Source organism: Streptomyces sp. NPDC002619, from assembly GCF_042889305.1.
Classification (GTDB): Bacteria; Actinomycetota; Actinomycetes; order Streptomycetales; family Streptomycetaceae; genus Streptomyces.
In genome coordinates this window covers 19,698-37,212 of the sequence record NZ_JBIAQV010000060.1, presented here as the reverse complement: position 1 = coordinate 37,212, position 17,515 = coordinate 19,698, and the positions used below count along the sequence as shown (strand labels likewise).

The 17,515-nt window shown below is 68.8% G+C and carries 21 protein-coding genes and 1 pseudogene; 15 read left to right on the top strand and 7 right to left on the bottom strand.

The genetic code is table 11. The annotated features are described in order from the left end of the window. Positions 1 to 249 (top strand): zinc ribbon domain-containing protein (locus tag ACFYXB_RS40905; protein WP_389590192.1); only part of this gene is annotated, 249 nt, incomplete at its 5' end. A 191-nt stretch (positions 250 to 440) separates the two neighbouring features. Then, a complete protein-coding gene (locus ACFYXB_RS40900; protein WP_389590191.1) occupies positions 441 to 944 on the top strand; it encodes a hypothetical protein in 504 nt (167 codons plus the stop codon). A 72-nt stretch (positions 945 to 1,016) separates the two neighbouring features. On the opposite strand, the gene ACFYXB_RS40895 is transcribed toward ACFYXB_RS40900, so the two are convergent. Further along, positions 1,017 to 1,211 (bottom strand): hypothetical protein, encoded by a 195-nt coding sequence (locus tag ACFYXB_RS40895; protein WP_389590189.1) that lies wholly within the window; start codon positions 1,209 to 1,211, stop codon positions 1,017 to 1,019. 44 nt (positions 1,212 to 1,255) lie between these two features. On the opposite strand from ACFYXB_RS40895, the gene ACFYXB_RS40890 reads away from it, so the two are divergent. Further along, on the top strand, positions 1,256 to 1,438 hold the full coding sequence (locus ACFYXB_RS40890) for a hypothetical protein (RefSeq protein WP_389590188.1): 183 nt from the start codon (positions 1,256 to 1,258) through the stop codon (positions 1,436 to 1,438). Positions 1,439 to 1,552: 114 nt separating this feature from the next. Here the strand turns inward: ACFYXB_RS40890 and ACFYXB_RS40885 are convergent, their stop codons facing one another. After that, entirely contained in the window at positions 1,553 to 1,951 is a 399-nt protein-coding gene (locus tag ACFYXB_RS40885; RefSeq protein WP_389590187.1) for a DUF6223 family protein, read from the bottom strand. Between the two features lie 231 nt (positions 1,952 to 2,182). On the opposite strand from ACFYXB_RS40885, the gene ACFYXB_RS40880 reads away from it, so the two are divergent. The 6 genes and pseudogenes from ACFYXB_RS40880 (at position 2,183) to ACFYXB_RS40855 (ending at position 6,664) form a co-directional block, all read left to right on the top strand. After that, positions 2,183 to 3,310 (top strand): sensor histidine kinase, encoded by a 1,128-nt coding sequence (locus ACFYXB_RS40880; RefSeq protein WP_389590185.1) that lies wholly within the window; start codon positions 2,183 to 2,185, stop codon positions 3,308 to 3,310. Next, positions 3,307 to 3,966, top strand: coding sequence for a response regulator (locus ACFYXB_RS40875; protein ID WP_389590184.1), 660 nt, complete (start codon positions 3,307 to 3,309; stop codon positions 3,964 to 3,966). Before ACFYXB_RS40880 ends, ACFYXB_RS40875 begins: the two co-directional genes overlap by 4 nt. 199 nt (positions 3,967 to 4,165) lie before the next feature. Then, positions 4,166 to 4,342: a hypothetical protein gene (locus ACFYXB_RS40870; protein WP_389590183.1), complete on the top strand. Its 177-nt coding sequence runs from the start codon at positions 4,166 to 4,168 to the stop codon at positions 4,340 to 4,342. Between the two features lie 97 nt (positions 4,343 to 4,439). Beyond that, the gene (locus ACFYXB_RS40865; RefSeq protein ID WP_389590181.1) at positions 4,440 to 5,537 is read left to right on the top strand and encodes a hypothetical protein; all 1,098 of its coding nucleotides are present in this window, start codon (positions 4,440 to 4,442) and stop codon (positions 5,535 to 5,537) included. A 130-nt stretch (positions 5,538 to 5,667) separates the two neighbouring features. Continuing rightward, positions 5,668 to 5,940: pseudogene (locus ACFYXB_RS40860) on the top strand (hypothetical protein); the annotation flags it as partial. A 79-nt stretch (positions 5,941 to 6,019) separates the two neighbouring features. Continuing rightward, on the top strand, positions 6,020 to 6,664 hold the full coding sequence (locus ACFYXB_RS40855; protein ID WP_389590179.1) for a protein-L-isoaspartate(D-aspartate) O-methyltransferase: 645 nt from the start codon (positions 6,020 to 6,022) through the stop codon (positions 6,662 to 6,664). A gap of 5 nt (positions 6,665 to 6,669) precedes the next feature. Here ACFYXB_RS40855 and ACFYXB_RS40850 read toward each other — a convergent pair whose 3' ends face one another. Further along, positions 6,670 to 7,122 (bottom strand): YbhB/YbcL family Raf kinase inhibitor-like protein, encoded by a 453-nt coding sequence (locus ACFYXB_RS40850; protein WP_388505475.1) that lies wholly within the window; start codon positions 7,120 to 7,122, stop codon positions 6,670 to 6,672. Between the two features lie 109 nt (positions 7,123 to 7,231). On the opposite strand from ACFYXB_RS40850, the gene ACFYXB_RS40845 reads away from it, so the two are divergent. Further along, positions 7,232 to 7,792 carry a nucleoside-triphosphatase gene (locus ACFYXB_RS40845; protein WP_389590177.1) on the top strand — a complete coding sequence of 187 codons (561 nt, stop codon included), beginning with the start codon at positions 7,232 to 7,234 and terminating at the stop codon, positions 7,790 to 7,792. 130 nt (positions 7,793 to 7,922) lie between these two features. Here the strand turns inward: ACFYXB_RS40845 and ACFYXB_RS40840 are convergent, their stop codons facing one another. After that, positions 7,923 to 8,162, bottom strand: coding sequence for a hypothetical protein (locus ACFYXB_RS40840; protein WP_389590176.1), 240 nt, complete (start codon positions 8,160 to 8,162; stop codon positions 7,923 to 7,925). A gap of 518 nt (positions 8,163 to 8,680) precedes the next feature. Between ACFYXB_RS40840 and ACFYXB_RS40835 the strand changes: the two genes are divergently transcribed. Further along, the gene (locus ACFYXB_RS40835; RefSeq protein WP_389590175.1) at positions 8,681 to 8,860 is read left to right on the top strand and encodes a hypothetical protein; all 180 of its coding nucleotides are present in this window, start codon (positions 8,681 to 8,683) and stop codon (positions 8,858 to 8,860) included. Between the two features lie 326 nt (positions 8,861 to 9,186). On the opposite strand, the gene ACFYXB_RS40830 is transcribed toward ACFYXB_RS40835, so the two are convergent. Beyond that, positions 9,187 to 10,671: a DEAD/DEAH box helicase gene (locus ACFYXB_RS40830; RefSeq protein WP_389590174.1), complete on the bottom strand. Its 1,485-nt coding sequence runs from the start codon at positions 10,669 to 10,671 to the stop codon at positions 9,187 to 9,189. A 171-nt stretch (positions 10,672 to 10,842) separates the two neighbouring features. Beyond that, positions 10,843 to 11,046, bottom strand: coding sequence for a cold-shock protein (locus ACFYXB_RS40825; protein WP_250081683.1), 204 nt, complete (start codon positions 11,044 to 11,046; stop codon positions 10,843 to 10,845). A gap of 568 nt (positions 11,047 to 11,614) precedes the next feature. On the opposite strand from ACFYXB_RS40825, the gene ACFYXB_RS40820 reads away from it, so the two are divergent. Next, positions 11,615 to 12,010, top strand: coding sequence for a hypothetical protein (locus tag ACFYXB_RS40820; RefSeq protein WP_389590173.1), 396 nt, complete (start codon positions 11,615 to 11,617; stop codon positions 12,008 to 12,010). Positions 12,011 to 12,282: 272 nt separating this feature from the next. Here the strand turns inward: ACFYXB_RS40820 and ACFYXB_RS40815 are convergent, their stop codons facing one another. Then, the gene (locus tag ACFYXB_RS40815; protein ID WP_389590171.1) at positions 12,283 to 14,235 is read right to left on the bottom strand and encodes a LamG-like jellyroll fold domain-containing protein; all 1,953 of its coding nucleotides are present in this window, start codon (positions 14,233 to 14,235) and stop codon (positions 12,283 to 12,285) included. 307 nt (positions 14,236 to 14,542) lie between these two features. Between ACFYXB_RS40815 and ACFYXB_RS40810 the strand changes: the two genes are divergently transcribed. From ACFYXB_RS40810 to ACFYXB_RS40800, 3 genes are all read left to right on the top strand, one after another. Next, entirely contained in the window at positions 14,543 to 15,373 is an 831-nt protein-coding gene (locus ACFYXB_RS40810; RefSeq protein ID WP_389590169.1) for an IS5 family transposase, read from the top strand. Next, the gene (locus tag ACFYXB_RS40805; protein WP_389590168.1) at positions 15,370 to 15,792 is read left to right on the top strand and encodes a hypothetical protein; all 423 of its coding nucleotides are present in this window, start codon (positions 15,370 to 15,372) and stop codon (positions 15,790 to 15,792) included. Before ACFYXB_RS40810 ends, ACFYXB_RS40805 begins: the two co-directional genes overlap by 4 nt. A 125-nt stretch (positions 15,793 to 15,917) precedes the next feature. Continuing rightward, positions 15,918 to 17,096, top strand: coding sequence for a Gfo/Idh/MocA family oxidoreductase (locus ACFYXB_RS40800; RefSeq protein ID WP_389590166.1), 1,179 nt, complete (start codon positions 15,918 to 15,920; stop codon positions 17,094 to 17,096). Positions 17,097 to 17,515 lie beyond the last annotated feature (419 nt).

The window sequence follows — 17,515 nt, the reverse complement described above, 5'->3', positions numbered from 1 at the left end:
GGCCGCAAACACGCACGAGACGTCCGCCTCGTGCACCCGGCGCACACCACCATGGACTGCGCGCAGTGCGGAGCGAGAACCAAGCACGCACTACCACTCTCGATGAGAACCTATGCCTGCACCGCGTGCGGAGCCGTGTCCCTCAGGGACAAGAACTCCGCCCGCGTGATGCTGGCCCGGGCAGGTTGGAACCCGGACGGTGCTGAGGGCGTAAGACCACCTGAGCCGCCGGCTCCGGTGGCGGCCTGAGCCGTAAATCCCCGCTCAGCCCTGGAGGGTGGAGAATCCCCTCCCTTCAGGGAGGGGAGCCTTCAAATCCAGGTTGCCGTCCAGTGGCAGAAGGCATCCGGCGGTGACTGGGCCGCCTACGCCGCCGACGTGAGTCAACGCGCCAGCCAGCGGACCACTCTGCCCGCCGACGACAGAAAGCAGCACACCCGATGACCGCCTCGAACCTCTCCGCAGTCTGGCTCACCGCCTGGCAGCAGGAGATCACCATCGCACTCGAGCCGTTGCTCCGCTCCTTCGAGGACACCTTCGGCTATCCGCCGGGAGGCAACGAAGTGCTTCTGGCCGATGAGGAGAGTCGAGCCGCGGCGGCACGGCTCAAAGAAGTCGTGGACATGCCCCAAGGGCTGATCAGCCTCTATGCCACGATCGCCGAGCTTTCGCTACCTGACATCGAGCACGGGTACTTCGTGCACGCACCTGCTCAGGTGCTCAACGACATCACCCAGTACGGTCCCGTCCGCGTCGCCGAGCACGCCACTGGGGTCGTGTTCGGCAGTGACGGCGGAGGCATCCTGTTCGCCCTTGATAGGGACGGAAGAGTGCACCAGTCCACCACGCCATCCTGGTTCGATGACTTCGAGGTCTCCGCCCCAACCCTGATCCGCTTCCTCGAACAGCTTCACCAGGCCGTCACAGACTTCGCGAGCCGCTGAGAGCCCTGATCCATGCCCACAGGTCCCTGCACGGACTGGGTATTCGGACAGTTCCAATACCCGACTCCACCGTTAGCGATCTACCCGGAAGAGACCATCGAAGCCCATCGCGCCTTCATCGCCCGCCGCCGTTCCCTGCGGCCCGCCGAGGAATACCGCACCCCCACCGACGCCGAGTGGGAGGACTTCCTCGGCCACTTCGAACGCCGCAAGCTCTCCGTCGGCACCTGCGCTCGCGCCTACGGCACCGACTGCATCCACGAGCACGCCTGCCTCTCCTGCGCCCCGATCCCACCCAGCGCGGTCGGCTGGTGGAAATCTGGAACAACCTCTTTGACCGAATCGGGGAGGCGGAAGGAGAGGGCTGGCTCGGCGAAATCGAAGGGCTCCGCATCAGCCTGGCCGGCGCCGAGTCCAAGATCAGCCAGATTGACGCCTCGTCCCCTAGCGGACTGGTGAACCTCGGCCTGCCTACTCGACGGAAGGAACCGTGACCCGCGAGGAAATAGCCCGCTCGCACCGCGAGTTCAGAGAGGCCGGCGAACCGAGCCCTGGACGGGGTTCAGTTCAGGGTCTGGGCGGTGTACAGGGCGCCGGTCCGGCGGCGCTTATGAGGTGGACCCGAATTCCCGCTCGTGTTCGAAGCGGTCGGCGGTCCGTTCAGTGCGTCGGGAGTGGGCGAGAGTGCGCCAGCCGAGGGCGATGGCGATCAGCCCCAGTGGGATGGCCGCGATGGCTCCCACGATCCCGTTGCCGGTGCCGGGGCCACCGCTGGAGGTGGCCAGATGCAGCGCCGCGAGGGCCGTGCCGACCAGGCCCACCGCCATGGCCGACATGGCGCCGGTGCGCGCGTTGCCGGTGCTGATACGGCTGGCGACGCGGGCCAGGGCCAGCCAGCCGATGGCCACGCCGATCAGCCCCACCCCGAGGGCCAGGTTGGCCCCCGTCCGCCCGTCGCCGATGACTCCGCCCTCGGCGGCCACCGTCAGGACATTTGTTGCGCTCATGCCGTTCTCCTCCTTCTTGCGTGGCGAATTCCGCGATTTCGCTGGGCTTTGAGCGTGCCTGCCGACCGCGCTGCTGGTCGTCCGGCGGGTGCAGTCATTTCGGACTGCCGTCGACATGGCAGTCGACTGCTGCGTGTGCGGCAGGCGGCGGGCAAGTACCGCGGGTGCGGTAGCCGGCCGCTCGTCCGCGGGCGGGACTCGCCCGCAGCGGCGTCCGGCTAGGGTGCGCGCATGGACACAAGGCGTTTTCGTGTCCCGGCCGGCGCCATGGACTGGGCGATTGCCGTCAGCGTGGCGGCACTGCTGCTGGGAACCGGGTTGTCCGGGCAGCACCCGGCCGGGGAGCGCGAGTTGTTCGGCTCCGTGCTGCTGGCGGCGGGCGGTCTGGCGCTGGTCGCGCGTCGTAGGGCTCCGATTGCCGTGCTGGCTGTCACCGGCCTGTGCGCGGTGGGGTACGAGGCGGCGGGTTTTGAGGTGCTCGCTGTCTCGTACCTGGTTGCGGTGTACGGCGCCGTGCGGGCCGGGCACCGTGCCCTGACGGTGGCGGTATCCGTGTCTCTGCTCGTCGTCCTCCCTCTCACGGCGCTGGTCTTCCGCGACGGGCCGGCGCGCGAGGCGTTCGCGCAGGCCCGGAACGTACTGGAAATCGCCTGGCTGATCGCCGCTTTTGCCGCCGGGGAGGCGCTGCGGCAGGCCGAGCGGCGGGCGGACGAAGCCGAGCGCACGCGGGAGGAGACCGCTCTGCGCCGCGCCAACGAGGAGCGGCTGCACATAGCGCGGGAGCTGCACGATTCCCTCACCCACCAGATTTCGATCATCAAGGTGCAGTCCGAGGTCGCCGTCCACGTAGCCCGCAGGCGCGGCGAGCAGGTGCCCGAGTCGCTGCTGGCGATCCAGACGGCCGGCCGGGAGGCAACCCGGGAGCTGCGCGCGACTCTGGAGGCCCTGCGCGACGACGACACGACCCCGCCGCAGAGCCTTGAGCACGTACCGGAACTGGTGGAGCGCGCCCGTTCGATGGGCCTGGACGCGACGCTGACGGTCGAAGGGCAACGGCACGACGTGCCGGCCGCGGTGGGCCGGACCGCCTACCGCATCGTCCAGGAGGCGCTGACCAACACCGCCCGGCACGCCTGTGCCACCACCGCGGCGGTCCGGATCGAATATCGGCCCGATGCGCTGTCCATCCAGGTGGACGACGACGGCAAGGCCGCCCCCGATGACGCCCTGGCCCCCGGCCTCGGGCTGCTCGGCATGCGCGAACGCGTCACCGCCCTTGGGGGCCGGCTGCGCGCGCAGCCTCGCACCGAGCACGGTTTTACCGTCCAGGCCGAACTCCCTGTGGAACGAGCATCATGATCCGTGTCCTGCTGGTGGACGACCAGCCGCTCATCCGCAGCGGTTTCCGCGCGCTGCTCGACCTCGAAGATGACATCGAGGTGGTGGCCGAAGCCGCCGATGGCGAAGAGGGTTTGGTGCTCATCAAGGAGCATCTGCCCGACGTCGCGCTCATCGACATCCAGATGCCGGTCGTGGACGGCATTGAGGCGACCCGGCGCATCGCCGCGGATCCGGCCCTGGCCGACGTGCACGTCGTCATGTTGACCAACTACGGCATGGACGAGTACGTCTTCGACGCGCTGCGTGCCGGCGCCGCCGGGTTCCTGGTCAAGGACATCGTGCCGGAGGACCTCCTGCACGCCGTACGGGTAGCCGCGCGCGGCGACGTTCTGCTCGCCCCGTCCATCACCCGCAAGCTGATCCACCGGTACGTCGCCCAGCCGCTCCCCGCCACCAGTGCCGCACTGGAGGAGCTGACCAGCCGCGAACGGGAAGCGGTCGCCCTGGCCGCACAGGGCCTGTCCAACGACCAGATCGCCGACCACATGGTGATCAGCCCGATGACCGCGAAGACCCACATCAACCGGGCCATGACCAAACTCCACGCCCGCGACCGGGCCCAACTCGTGGTTCTCGCCTACGATTCCGGCCTGGTCGCCCCGCGCAACGGCTGACGGCCGGGCAGCGGTTGCCGACTTCGCGGTGGCTGGGACGGGTCAGGTGACCGGCCAGCCGGCTAGCGCGGCTACGATCGCGAGTGCGCCTGCTCCATGCGTGCCGCGAAGGCCTCCGGATGGGTGGGCCCGTGCTGGATCCGCAGCTCACGAACGCGCCGCTCGGTCTGTCGAATACGGCCCAGAAACCGGTATTCACGTGGGCAAGGCGGCTCCCGCCACGATCTGGTGCTCCCGCGCAGACTGCTCCTTCATCCGGCTACGGAGCCCGGCTGCTCAGCGGCCTGCTGTCCCGGCCCGCGGCTTGGCGGTGCTGGACGGCCTGGTCGCCGCCACCCTGCTCACGATGGGCCGGCTGCTGCCGGCCGGCGCCTGACCGTCCCGAGTTCCGCACCGCTTTGCGCTCGTCGAGCTCCATCGCCCCCCGGGGCGCGCATCATCAAAGGAGGGGAGACCATCGACGAGGAGTGGCGATGAAGTTGTCGTTCCTTGAACCTCTCTACGCGGAGCCGGGCCCGTTCGCCTCCGTGTACCTGGACACCTCCCGAGACGTCGAGCATCCCGAGCGGGCGATCGCGCTGCGCTGGCGGCGGCTGCGCGAGAGTCTGTCCCGTCAGGGCTCGGACCGGGCGTTGCTGAACGTATTGGAGGAGGTGGTCGGCGCCGACACAGAGGTGCCGGGGGTACACGGTCAGGCCATCTTCGCCGCCCACGGCACGCTCGTCCTGGACGGGGAGCTGCCCAGGCCGCCCAAGCACGACTCCGCGCGCTACAGCACCCTGCCGGACGCGATGCCCCTGGTCACCCAGCACGTTCCGGAGATCCCCTACATGGCCGTGGTCGTCCACTACGGCGGCCTTCCGACCGCCGAGACCCACGGCTGGGTAACTCTGGAGGCGGAGACCGGCTCCTGGCCCGCGTCCACCGTCACCCCGGGTGAGCGGCTGCACCGCAGGGTCGCGGTGGCGACCTGGCACCGCACCTCCCTCCGGCTCGGTCACCGGCTTGACGAACGGGCGCGGCGCGCCCATGCCGACGCCGTCGTCGTGGGCGGGGACGAGTGGGCGTGCAACGTACTGATCCGCCGCCTGCCGCACACCCTGCGGGACAAGGTCGTACGCGTGGGCGGCCGGACCCCCACTGATACCGGACGCGCCCTGTTGGAGCCGCAGCTCGACGGCGTCTTCCGCGGCCGCATGGCTGCGCACGACCGGGAACTCGTGGACATCTTCATCGGCCGGCGTGCCCTGGACGGACCCATGACGGAGGGGCTGGCCGCCACCGTCGCCGCCCTCCAGCGCGGCCAGGTCGCGGCACTGCTGCTGAACCGGCCGCCAGGGTCTTCGCTGCGGCTCTGGGCGGGCTCCCAGCCCACTCAGCTCGCCCTGACCGAGGCGAAGCTGATGTCCTTCGGCGTGCGGGCCCCGCGCGAGGAACGTGCCGACGAGGCCCTCGTCCGGGCCCTCGTCGGCACCGGTGCCGAGCTGGTCGTCGTACCGGAGAGCCAGCTGAGGCTGTACGAGGGCGTGGGCGCCCTGCTGCGGTACACCGACCCGGGGACCCCGTCCTGACGCCGCCGCGCTGCGCCTCCCGGATCACGGCTCGCCCCTTGCGCCCGACCGCCCCGGATCGCGCCGCGCGCGGAACATGCCGACACTGGGCTGGAGCGGCAGCGCGGCGTATGAGCAGCGGATGGGGCACATGGACAGGAGCAGGAGCGGCGCGGAGGAGACGGACGTTTCGATCACCCCGCCCAAGACCTGGGCGGTAGGCGTGCCAGCGGTGGCCAACCCGCTGCGGTACTCCCTGGAGCAGAAGACGGTCCGCCGTACGGCGCTGACGCTGCTCAACCTCAACCAGACCAAGGGCTTCGACTGCCCGGGCTGCGCCTGGCCGGAACCGGACCCCGCTCACCGGCACTGCAACGAGTACTGCGAGAACGGCGCCAAGCACGTGAGCGACGAGGCGATGTCGGGCGGCGAGCACGATCACGCCGCGCGGCTTCTGGAACGCACCACGACCGGGGCCGCCGGCGCCACGGCCCCGCGGTCCGATGGCCCATGAAGGGACCCCCGAGGACCTGGTCCGCGCGGCCCACGCCGTGGGCGTGACCGACGCCCGTCTCCTGGAGGCCGTACGGAGCATCCCCCGGGCGGAATTCGTCCCCGCGGACGAGGTGGCATCCGCGTATCGGGACACGCCCGTTCCGCTCCCCCACGGGCAGGTGACCACCCAGCCCTCGCTGATCGCCATGATGGTCTCCGCTCTCGGCCTCACCGGAGACGAACAGGTCCTGGAGGTCGGGGCCGGATACGGCTGGCAGACCGCGCTGCTGGCCCGCTTGGCCGCGTACGTCGTCAGCGTCGAGCGCTGGCCCGACCTGGTCGACGAGGCCCGCCTGCGGCTGGCCGGGCAAGGCGTCGGCAATGCCGAGGTCGTACTCGGCGACGGGACCCTCGGGATGCCGACCCGTGCCCCGTACGACGCCGTCATCGTCTGCGCGGCCTTCCCGCGAGTGCCTGAGCCGCTCGTGGATCAGCTCCGCACCGGTGGCCGGCTCGTCCAGCCGATCGGGCAGGGCGGGCAGGAGCGCGTCGAGCTGTACGAGCGGCGGGCCCACAACCTGGTGCACCGCAGGACGGTCACCGCGGCCCGGTTCGTCCGGCTGTACGGCGCCCATGGCTACGACCAGCGGTGACGCGCTCAGCGCTGATAGGTCCCGACCAGGGTGCCGGAGGCCAGCTCCCTGCCCTTCAGGGCACGGTGCACGTCCTCGACGCCCGGGTGGTCGTGCAGCGGCAGCGGCTCGGACAGGGCGTACAGGCGGAAGAAGTAGCGGTGCGGCCCGTGCCCCGGTGGAGGCATCGGCCCTCCCCAGCCCACGCGGCCGAAGCCGTTGGGCCACGGCAGGCCCCCCTGGGGCTTCTGGCCCTCCGCCGCCCCGGTGGTCCCCGGATCGATGCCGGTCACCAGCCAGTGCAGGAAGGTCGTCCCCGGCGCGTCCGGGTCCTCGCACAGGAGCACCAGCTCCGCGGCCTCGTGGGGCACCCCCGACCAGGTCAGGGGCGGTGAGATGTTCTCACCCTCCCCGCTGTACCGACGGGGGATCACTGTTTTGTCGTCGAACGCGGTGCTGCTGAGTTCAATTCCGCTCATGCGCGCCGCCCTACCCGCAACGGCGGCACCGGCACCGGTCCGCGCCCCAAAACCTCCGTTCGGCCGAGCCCACCCGGGCCGCCTCCGGAAGCGGGGTGAAGATGGCAGTGTGCCGACAAGGATCCTGCTCGAGGGCCGCCCTGGCGCGGGCAAGACGACCGCCCTGCGTCGGCTGGCCGCGCTGCTGCCCACCCACGCGGCCACCGGCTTCACCACGGAGGAGATCCGGCAATCCGGCGCCCGCGTCGGTTTCGCCCTGGAGACCCTGGCAGGCCGACGGGAAGTGCTCGCCCATGTCGACCTGCCGGGTCCGCCACGGGTAGGGAAATACGGCGTCGACCCGGGCGTCATGGAACGACTGGCGCTGCCGTCGCTTCGGCCGGCAGCAACCGAGGAGGCAACAGGGCGGCTGGTGCTCATCGACGAGCTGGGGCGGATGGAACTGGCGTGCACGGCGTTCCGGCACGCGGTCGACGCGCTGTTCGTCGCAGAGGTCGACGTCGTCGCCACGGTCCACACGCACCGCGATCCGTTCACCGACGCCCTCAAGCGGCGCGCCGACATCGAGGTCGTCCAGCTCACTCCGGCAAACCGAGACGTCCTGCCGCGGGAGCTCGCGGCCCGGCTGCAGCAGCCCCGGACGCACGGAAGGCCTCCCTCTCACGGATGAGAGACCGGCCTCCGACCTGCTGAAAGCAGAGTCGGGGCGACAGGATGTGAAGTCGCCCGGTCGGTGCGACCGGCGGCGCCCACCACCAAGGGTCAGTGCCTGCCCACCGAGTACGCGGCCGGCATCGCCTTCACCACCCGGTTCGGCGCCCGCCCCTCCCCAGCCGCCCTACTGTGCCGCCCGACACCCCCGGAGGCATAGAGGGCGTCTCAAGGACGGCGGCGATGCCTTGCGCCAGGTATGGGATCCGGTGCGCGGAGACACCCGCGATGTTGATGCGCCCCGAGGTCGTGCCGTAGATGCCGAACTGCCCGCGCAGCCAGCGCATCTGGTCCGGCGTGAGCCGCATCATCGCAGGTGAAGGGCGCACCGGCCCAAGGCAGAGCCCCACCCAAGTTGCTTCGGGACGAAGAGGTCGTGGGTTCAAGCTCCGCCACGCGACCGTACAGAGTCCTGGCCCGCCACGGTCGTTCGGCGGGGCCGGACCTCACCGATACAGTTCCACCGAAGCGAATCCCTAGCCGAAGAAGCTCAACCGAACCTGACGGTTGGTGTTGCTCGTGTTTGTGTCCACCAAACTCCGTTAAGGCAACCCACAGTTTAGCTGACTACAGCGGCACAACCGCTGGTGGCAGAGACCTACCACGAAGTCCTGCCCCGGCATCGCAGTGATCACCACGCCTGTGTAACGGCCGTCCCCCGATCCGTCCCACAAGAGCCCGGGCAGGTCGGCAGCCCGCAGAAGGCCAACGCTGCTGCCGCCTTTCGCGCGTCACCGCGGCGCTGACAGACGAGCAGAGCGCCCTCTGCGGCGAGGCGCTGGACCACTTCGCCCGGAGTTCAATTGGCGTGCCTCCCCTGGCCTGCCTCGTGGATACCGTGGTGACCATGGGCAAGCGGGTTGAGGTGACGGTCAGGAAGGTGGACCTCGTTCCCGGCAGCCAGATCGTGGCGGTCTGCGCGCGCGGCAGGCATCGGCAGGCGATCGGCATTCTCGATCTTCCGTTGCCCACCCCGGCCCCTGAGGGAGCCGAGTGGATAGAGGCATACCGGCACTGGGGCACGTAAGGCCCTTGCGGGTCAGTGGTCTCCCGGTGATGCGGACCGGTAGCCGTGGTCGGCGAGCCAGCCCCGGGCCCGGCCCAACCGCCGTTCCTCCGAGAACAACCAGTACCGTCGCAGCTGTGCCGGTGAGGTGGCCAGCATGTCATTGAAGCGTCGGAACGCCCCTGGGACGCGGTAGCGCTGAGGACGTCGCCGCATTGCTGCAGCACATCATTGAGGTCATGCTCGCGCAGGGGGCGCCGTTCAACCAGGACTCCACGAAGCACATCTCCGTGTGGCGCAAGCCGGCTTGAGTCACGCACACAGCGTACGAGGGCGCCGTTGCCGAGCTATGCGCCACGACGGACCCGGGCGGCCTTGCGGGCCTCGGCAATCTGGCGCGCCTCAGCAGACCGGCGAGACTCGCCACCGCCGCCGGCCCGCCCGGGGCGGGTGCCCAGACCGCGGAAGGGGGCACCGCCGCGCTTCGGGCGCTCCGCGACCGTCCCGCTGCCGCCGACGGGGACACCGGAGGGAGCCTGGGCGCCGGTGATGCGGCTCAGCTCGGCCTCGCCGGAGCGGACCTGCGTGATCTGCGGCCTGATGCCCGCGTCCGACATGAGACGGGCCATGTCCCGGCGCTGGCTGGGGAGGACCAGCGTGACGACACTGCCGGACTCGCCGGCGCGGGCCGTACGGCCGCCGCGGTGCAGGTAGTCCTTGTGGTCGCCGGGCGGGTCGACGTTGACGACGAGATCGAGGTCGTCGATGTGGATGCCCCGAGCCGCGACGTTGGTGGCCACCAGCGTCGTGACGTCACCGGTCTTGAACTGTGCCAGGGTGCGGGTGCGCTGGGGCTGCGACTTGCCGCCGTGCAGCGCCGCGGCCTTTACGCCGCTGCTCAGCAGGTGCTTGGTGAACCGGTCGACGGCATGCTTGGTGTCCAGGAACATGATCACGCGCCCGTCGCGGGCAGCGATCTCGGTGGCGGTGGCGTACTTGTCGGCGTCGTGCACCTGCAGCACGTGATGCTCCATCGTGGTGACCGCGCCCGCCGACGGATCGACCGAATGAACCACCGGATCATGGAGGTAACGACGGACCAGGAGGTCGATGTTGCGGTCCAGCGTGGCCGAGAACAGCATGCGCTGGCCGTCGGGACGTACCTGGTCCAGCAGTTCGGTGACCTGCGGCATGAAGCCCATGTCAGCCATCTGGTCGGCTTCGTCCAGGACGGTGATGTTCACTCGGTCCAGGCGGCAGTCCTTGCGCTCGATGAGATCCGCGAGGCGGCCAGGAGTCGCGACGACCACCTCGGCCCCGGCACGCAGCGCGCCAGCCTGCCTGCCGATCGACATGCCGCCGACCACAGTGGCCAGCCGCAGCTTCAGCAACCGGGCGTACGGGGCGAGCGCATCGGTGACCTGCTGGGCCAGCTCGCGCGTGGGGACGAGGATCAGGGCCAGCGGCTTCCGCGACTCGGCACGCTGCCCGGCCGTGCGCACGAGGAGCGCCAGACCGAAGGCGAGCGTCTTGCCCGATCCGGTGCGCCCGCGGCCCAGGACGTCGCGCCCTGCGAGGGAGTTCGGCAACGTGGCGGCCTGGATCGGGAAGGGCTCCTTCAGGCCGAGACTGGTGAGCATCTTCAGCAACTCGACGGGCATGTCCAGTTCACCGAAGGTCACAGCCGCGGGGAGGGCCGGGGTGATGGTGACCGGCAGCGCGAACTCCCCCTGTGGTGCGGAGGGACGGCGCCCGGTGTCGCCTGGACCGGCGCCGGGGCGCCCCTGACCCCGTGGACGGAAACGGTCGTTCGTGCGAGCTGAACGGCTCATGGAGAACCTTCCTCGACAGGGCGCGCATCGAGGAATTCCCGACAGGAATGAGCCGGATGAATTGCAAGAACGAGCCGAATGTGAGACTAAAAGAATTCCACCGGAATACAAGAAGCAGTAAGCTGGGGCCCCGCCGACGGCGGGGCCCCAGATATCTCATACGCTTCGACGTCAGGCGGGAGTGATGTTCTCCGCCTGCGGACCCTTCTGGCCCTGCGTGATGTCGAAGTTCACCTTCTGGCCTTCCTGGAGCTCACGGAAGCCCTGGGTGGCGATGTTCGAGTAGTGGGCGAAGACGTCCGGGCCGCCGCCGTCCTGCTCGATGAAGCCGAAGCCCTTTTCCGCGTTGAACCACTTGACGGTGCCAGTAGCCATGTCACATCTCCTTGGGGGCAGTGCCCGCGGGCCCACAGCATGTGAACCCCTGCGTTGCCACGATGAACCCCGTCCGGATAAGCACCGGAGATACAAAAATGCCCGACGACATACAGTCGCCAAGGCACTTGAAGTTTCGGGAACCACAACTGCAACTACTGACAAGTTTAGCACGGTACACACATTCGCACTACTTTCACCCGTGACATAAGTCCTCGGCCTCGCGGGAGCACCGGATCAGCACGTCAGCCGGCGCCAACTCGAGTACATACGGAAGGTGAAATTTCAGTTTACACAAGGTGCGACCAATGAGAACTCACGCGCTTCAGTGCCGAGCACCTGCCCCCCCCCCGCGACCCATTCTTTGCCCGAGGAAAGCCAATCGTACCTCTCGGCTCAGATTACCCCGAGTCGCTTCCGCGAAAGACAAGCTCGGAATCATCCGGTGTCGAGCGGTTCGAATCCCTCCCGCCACCGGGCCTCGCACTCCTCGCGTGGTTCGGCGTCGCTCAGACCGCGTTTGAGATCTCTGTCGACCGTGCAGGAGCGGGTGCCCTGCCCTCTGCGGGTGGACGAGAGATTTCCTGAGGTCGGGAACTTCAGAGAACTTGGGCGTGGTCGGCCAGACGGGCCGTCGCTTCGGGCCGCCGTCCGCGACAAGGCACCGGCACACGCCGGCGAGCTGGTCGAGTACCTGCGCAACGGCACGGTCCTGGTCGCCACGACCACACTCGTGCACGACGTCCTCAGCCATTCCAACGCCGTGATCGGCGGGTGGCATCTGCTGACGGACGGGCGCTGGCTCTGGCACTCCGATCTGGCCTACTACGTCGAGCGTTACCACGTGGTGCTCGACCCGCGGTTCCTCGCTCATGCGCAGGGCAACAACTGGACTGTTCCGGAGCTCACTGAGGCAGAGCTGCTCGCGCTGGAGGCGGTACTTCTCGGTGACGTCGCCGACTGAATCATTACTGACAGCAGACTCGTTGGTCACCCAGCAGGGGTCCGCGTGAGCGGCCGGGGCTCAGACCGTGAAGCCGTTCCTCTGCGCGTGAGACGGCGAACCATATGGCGTGGATCCGGGTCCACGCAGGGTCTCCCCGCCGCCCGCGGCATTTCCAGCTGCCGGAAGCCCAGGTTTCACCCTGTCCGGGGGCGAGGTCGCCGACGTACGCCGCCTCCTGGAATGAGTGTCTCCCGCCTCCGACGGGTGGGCCGGAGACGGGAGAGACTGCCTTACTTGGCGGTCAGGAACTCATCCATGGACAGGGGGCGGTTCACGATGCGGATGTCACCGATGTTGCCGTGGAAAACGATGTCGACGGCGCCCGCGTATTCGTGGCCGCCCACCAGCCAGGGCAACCCGAGCGAGGTGAGGCCGACCGACACCCGGTTCGGGTTGTCGACGACCGGAGCACCGTCGACGTACAGCTTCGTGAGACGGCCGTCGTTGATCACCGCCAGGTGCCACCACCTGAGTTCCACCAAGCCGTGACCCCAGTTGGTCGTCGGGTAGGTGTCGTTCAGCGGGTAGTGATTGAACTGCGGCTCGCGGCCGTTGTTCGAGATGGAGAACTGGACCACGGGCTCGTTCGGGTCGGTGTTCTTGCCGTGCTTGCCGGCGGCCCCGGCCGAACCCCGCCGGCTGAGTATCGACGCCCAGCCATTCTTGCCGGCGTCCCAGTCCAGCGGCATCATCACGAACGTCTCGATCGTGTACCCGGACTTGAACGTCTCGGCGTTCAGCGGAGCCTTCTCCCCGGTGGTCAGGTACGTGCCGTGGAGCGGGTTCCTGCCACCGACGAACTTCAGGCTCGCGTGCCCGGGCTGGTCGGGGTGGTGGTCGGCGGACCAGGTCAGCGCGTCGGCGGCCGTGCCTGGCAGGGTCGCCACCGTCAGGTCGTTGCCCTTGCCGGACAGGTCGCGGACCGTCTGGCCCGCCGTCAGCGGGGTGCCGGGCGCGCCCTGCCCGTCGAAGCGCCAGTACGCCAGCGTGTCCTTCACCAGCTCCTTGCTGGCCGGCCGGGCGGGCCGGACCGGAACCGGGGCGAAGCTGGAGAACCGCTGCTCGAAGTCGATCGGCATCGAGAAGTTATCGACCGGGCCGGTGATCCGGGCGTGCTCGGCCGCCAACTCGGTGCGGGACTCCGGGGCCTGAGCCAGGATCCACGGGTTGATCGTCTCGATGTCGATCGTGTTGCGGGCCAGGTCGAAGTGGTACAGCCGGATCATGCCGCCACCGCCGAAGTAGCGGTTCTGGTAGTTCGTGATGTGCATGTGCACGTCATTACCGGCGGCGTTCTTCTGGGTCATACGCCCGGGCGGCCAGTAGTGGCCGTTGAGGGTCAGGAAGACCTGGTCATTGTCGTTGATCAGTTTGTCCCAGGCCGCTTGGCCGTTACCCAGGAGCACGGCGTTGTTCTCCGGGTCGCCGGACTCGTACGGGAAAACGTTGTCATCGTACGGAGAAGCCACGATGTCGTGCGACGTGAGGATCACCGGCATCTTCGGGTGGGCCTTGATGACGCCGTTGGCCCACTCGTAGCCCTGGTCGGTGGTCCGCCAGTCCAGGGCCAGCACCAGCCACGAACGGCCGGCGGCCTGGAAGATGTGCGCGGTGTTGTAGCCGGTCGTGTCCGACCCGGCGAACGTCTTCGAGTGCTTGAACCGCTGCGGGCCCATGGTCTGCAGGTACGGCGTGTCGCCACGACTGTCGTCGCCGCTCACGTCGTGGTTGCCGGCCAGCACGCTGTAAGCGGCACCGTGCGAGTCCAGCAGGGCGAACGCCTTGTCGACCTGCTGGAACGACAACGGGTCCGCGTCCTGCGTCAGGTCACCGAGGTGCGCCATGAACACGATGTTGTTGTCGGCGTCCCCACTGTTGTTGATGATGTAGCGGAACGACTCCTCCTGCGGCGCCCGGTTGACGCTGTCCTGGCTCCCCCAGTACAGGAACTGGGTGTCGGGCATGACCGCGAGGGTGAACTGGAGGGCGGTCGGATCCGGTCTCCACGTCCCGGTCCTCCCACTCACAGTGGCGTCCGCGGCGAACGCGGGCGTTCCACCGAGCGCGGATGCGCCAACTCCTACGGTTGCCGCTCCCGCACCAGCCAACGCAGCGTTGCGCAGAAATCCTCGCCGGCTCTGCCCGGTCGTCTCATGTGACGGAGTGTCACCGTGGATGGACATAGGGCCCCTTCCCGGGTCGATAGTTCAAACGCCAACGACGCTACTCAGAAGCGGCCCAAGCTGGGCAGACGCGAGATGACAAACGAAGACCGAGTGTTCGTCCAAGATTGAAAGCTCAAGTCAAGTCATGGCCAGAAGCTAATCTCTTGATGAGCGGACAGTGACCAAAAGAAGTCGAGGCCTGGGTCCAATGCCGCTGTTCTAAGAGGGCCGTATGCGAGTTGACAGGTGATTTGCCGTCACCTGAACGTGTGGGACTGCGGCATCCCAGCCGGTCGGTGGACTCGGGCGTGCTGGGCTGGACACCGTGAGCGAGCGCAAGCCCTACAAGACCGACCTGCCCGACGGGCAGTGGGCGCTGATCGAGCCGGTGATCGCCGCGTGGAAGGCCGCACACCCCTCGGTCAGCGGCCACCAGGGCCGCTACGAGATGCGGGAGATCGTCAACGCGCTCCTCTATCAGGGCCGCACCGGCTGCCAGCGGGACCTGCTCCCGCACGACCTGCCGCCGCGCGGCGCGGTGATGTACTACTTCACCAAGTGGCGCGACGACGGCACCGACCAGACCATCCACGACCTGCTGCGCTGGCAGGTGCGGGAGAAGGCGCGGCGGAAGGCCGACCCGAGCCTGGTGGTGCTCGACACCCAGAGCGTGCGCGCGGCGGCCGGGGTACCCGCGGAGTCGACGGGGCGTGATGCAGCAAAAAAAGTACCGGGCCGCAAGCGCGGCCTGGCCGTTGACGTGTTGGGCCTGGTGATCGCGGTGGTGGTGCTCGCCGCGTCCGTCCACGACAAGGCCGCCGGCATCGCGCTGCTGGACAAGGTCGCCGCCGACACCGGCACCGTGGAGAAGGCCCTGGTCGACCAGGGCTTCAAGAACGCCGTCGTCGCGCACGGGCAGACGGTGGACATCGACGTGGAGATCGTCGAGCGCAACCCGGCCCAGACCGGGTTCGTGCCGATCCCCAAGCGGTGGATCGTGGAGCGCGCCTACGGGTTCTTGATGCTGCACCGCAGGCTGGTGCGCGACTACGAGCACCTGCCGCGCAGTTCGGAGTCGCGGGTGTACTGGGCGATGACTGCGGTGATATTGCGCCGGCTGACCGGGGCCGCCGCTATGGCCTGGCGCAGCGCATGACCGGCGGGGAGCTGACCCTCGGGGCGGTGCTGGCGCGGCTGGAGGAGCGGGAACGGGAGATCGCCGCGCAGGCCGAGACAACGAGGGAGCAGATCGCACAGCTGACCGCACGGCTGGACGAACTCGGCCGGCCCACCGAGGAGGTCCGGATCACCCGCAAGACGCTGCTGGAGCTGCCCGATCCGCAGCCGCCCGCGCCGCCGGCCCCGAAGCTGCCGGACCATCCGGCCTACCGGCAGATCATGGCGGTCTTCGCCGCAACCGACGCGCCGCTGCGAGCGCGACAGGTGTGTGAGGCGATGGACCTGAAGATCGCGCCCAACAACATCAACAACACCCGCCTGAAACTCAAGCGGCTGACCGAGCGCGGCATCCTGGTCGAGACCGAGCCGGGCTTGTTCACTCAGCCTCAGCCGTAGCCGCCCGGCGACGCCACGGCCAGCCCGCTTACCCTCCCGAAAGGGCGAAACGGACACCAAATCGCATACCGCTCTCTCAGACCGTGTCCTCCATGGCTATGGGCCGTTTTGAGGTGAGAGAGCAGGTGACCGCGAACGCTGGGGTGCACATGACGTCCACTTCCCCTCATCACGAGCCGGTCCGCGTCGGTGTCGTAGGACTGAGCGCGAGCGGCGGGTGGGCGGCCACCGCCCATGTGCCGGCACTGGCAGGACTCGACGGATACGAGTTGCGGGCCCTTGGCGCCAGCAGCACCGAGTCAGCGCGTGCGGCCAGCGAGAAGTATGCGGTGCCGCTGGCCTTCGGCAGCGCACAGGAGCTGGCCCGCAGTGAGGAAGTCGATCTCGTGGTGGTGACGGTGAAGGTCCCGCACCACCTGGAGCTCATCCGACCCGCGCTGGAAGCGGGAAAGATGGTGCTCAGCGAGTGGCCGCTCGGTGCCGACCTCACGCAGGCCGAGGAACTGGCAGACCTCGCGCACCGCAGGGGCGTGCTCACGGCTGTCGGCCTGCAGGCCCGGTCGGCTCCACCGCTTCGGTATCTGCGGGACCTGGTCGCCGACGGCTACGTGGGGCGGGTGCTGTCGACCAGCATGCTCGGGTCGGGCTGGATCGGGGGCGCCACTTACGACGACAGCCATGCGTACGTGCTGGACGTCACGAGCGGCGCCACGCTGCTGTCGATCCCCTTCGGGCACTCGGTCGACGCGCTGACCATGGTGCTCGGGGAGTTCCGCGAGGTGTCGGCTCTCATCGAGAACCTGCTCCCGGAGGTCACGAACGTCACGAGCGGGGCGGTCGCGGCCAAGAGCGCAGAGGACCAGATCGCCGTCACGGGTGTGCTGGAGTCGGGGGCCGTGGCCGCGATGCATTTCCGCGGTGGGACGTCCCGCGCCACTGCGTTTCATTGGGAGATCAACGGCACGGAGGGCGATCTGGTCGTCCAGGCCGACCAGGCTCTGTGGTTCCAGGGGCGGCTGCGGCTGTACGGCGCCCGAGGAAAGGAGGGCGCCTTGACCGAACTTCCGGTTCCCGTCCGCTACCAGCGGTCGCTGACACAATGGACCGAGCGATCCGCCGAGCCCGCCTATAACGTCGCCCACGAGTACGCGCTTCTGCGCGACCAGATCACCGGGAGCCTTGGGCCAGATGAGGACGGCGTTCCCGACTTCCGGCACGCCGTCCGGCGGCACGGCATGCTGGAGCGGGTCCGAGAGGCGGCGCGCGAGGGCCGGAAGGTCACACTCGCTGAGCAAGGGTCGTAGGCCTCGAAGAGAGTCGGGTCGGGAGCTCCATCGTTTCGCCCTCGGCGAGGATGCGGTAGGCCGTGGCGACTGAGGGGTGCTTGCCCTGGTTCTGCTCGAGGCGATGACGAGCTTCTGGGCGATCTGCGGGGAATGGGCCCCGGGGAAAGGAGGACCTATGGCCGCTATGGGTGGCGGCCTCGGGGAACAGCGATTAGCGGATAGCGGTGAGGCCAGGCAGGTCAGCGGTCTCTCAGAACCCCGTCGCAGAGGCGCCGCCGGGGACGGGTGGGCCCCGGCACGTCCGCGGGTTACGAGGCGCGTACCGTGCGAGCGGGTGGGAAACGCTCACGCGGAGGCTGACGGACGCCGGGCGCCCGTCGCACGCATGGCCCTCCCCACCTGGCGCACCCGTCGGCAAGCCGGCCGGCCCGCGCCAC

Excerpts from the sequence above, each read along its gene's own strand:
- ACFYXB_RS40900 (WP_389590191.1), top strand. The coding sequence starts at position 441 with ATGACCGCCTCGAACCTCTCCGCAGTCTGGCTCACCGCCTGGCAGCAG.
- ACFYXB_RS40880 (WP_389590185.1), top strand. The coding sequence starts at position 2,183 with ATGGACACAAGGCGTTTTCGTGTCCCGGCCGGCGCCATGGACTGGGCG.
- ACFYXB_RS40865 (WP_389590181.1), top strand. The coding sequence starts at position 4,440 with ATGAAGTTGTCGTTCCTTGAACCTCTCTACGCGGAGCCGGGCCCGTTC.
- ACFYXB_RS40885 (WP_389590187.1), bottom strand. The coding sequence starts at position 1,951 with ATGAGCGCAACAAATGTCCTGACGGTGGCCGCCGAGGGCGGAGTCATC.
- ACFYXB_RS40850 (WP_388505475.1), bottom strand. The coding sequence starts at position 7,122 with ATGAGCGGAATTGAACTCAGCAGCACCGCGTTCGACGACAAAACAGTG.
- ACFYXB_RS40825 (WP_250081683.1), bottom strand. The coding sequence starts at position 11,046 with ATGGCTACTGGCACCGTCAAGTGGTTCAACGCGGAAAAGGGCTTCGGC.
- ACFYXB_RS40835 (WP_389590175.1), top strand. The coding sequence starts at position 8,681 with ATGGGCAAGCGGGTTGAGGTGACGGTCAGGAAGGTGGACCTCGTTCCC.
- ACFYXB_RS40830 (WP_389590174.1), bottom strand. The coding sequence starts at position 10,671 with ATGAGCCGTTCAGCTCGCACGAACGACCGTTTCCGTCCACGGGGTCAG.
- ACFYXB_RS40805 (WP_389590168.1), top strand. The coding sequence starts at position 15,370 with ATGACCGGCGGGGAGCTGACCCTCGGGGCGGTGCTGGCGCGGCTGGAG.
- ACFYXB_RS40855 (WP_389590179.1), top strand. The coding sequence starts at position 6,020 with ATGGCCCATGAAGGGACCCCCGAGGACCTGGTCCGCGCGGCCCACGCC.
- ACFYXB_RS40875 (WP_389590184.1), top strand. The coding sequence starts at position 3,307 with ATGATCCGTGTCCTGCTGGTGGACGACCAGCCGCTCATCCGCAGCGGT.
- ACFYXB_RS40815 (WP_389590171.1), bottom strand. The coding sequence starts at position 14,235 with ATGTCCATCCACGGTGACACTCCGTCACATGAGACGACCGGGCAGAGC.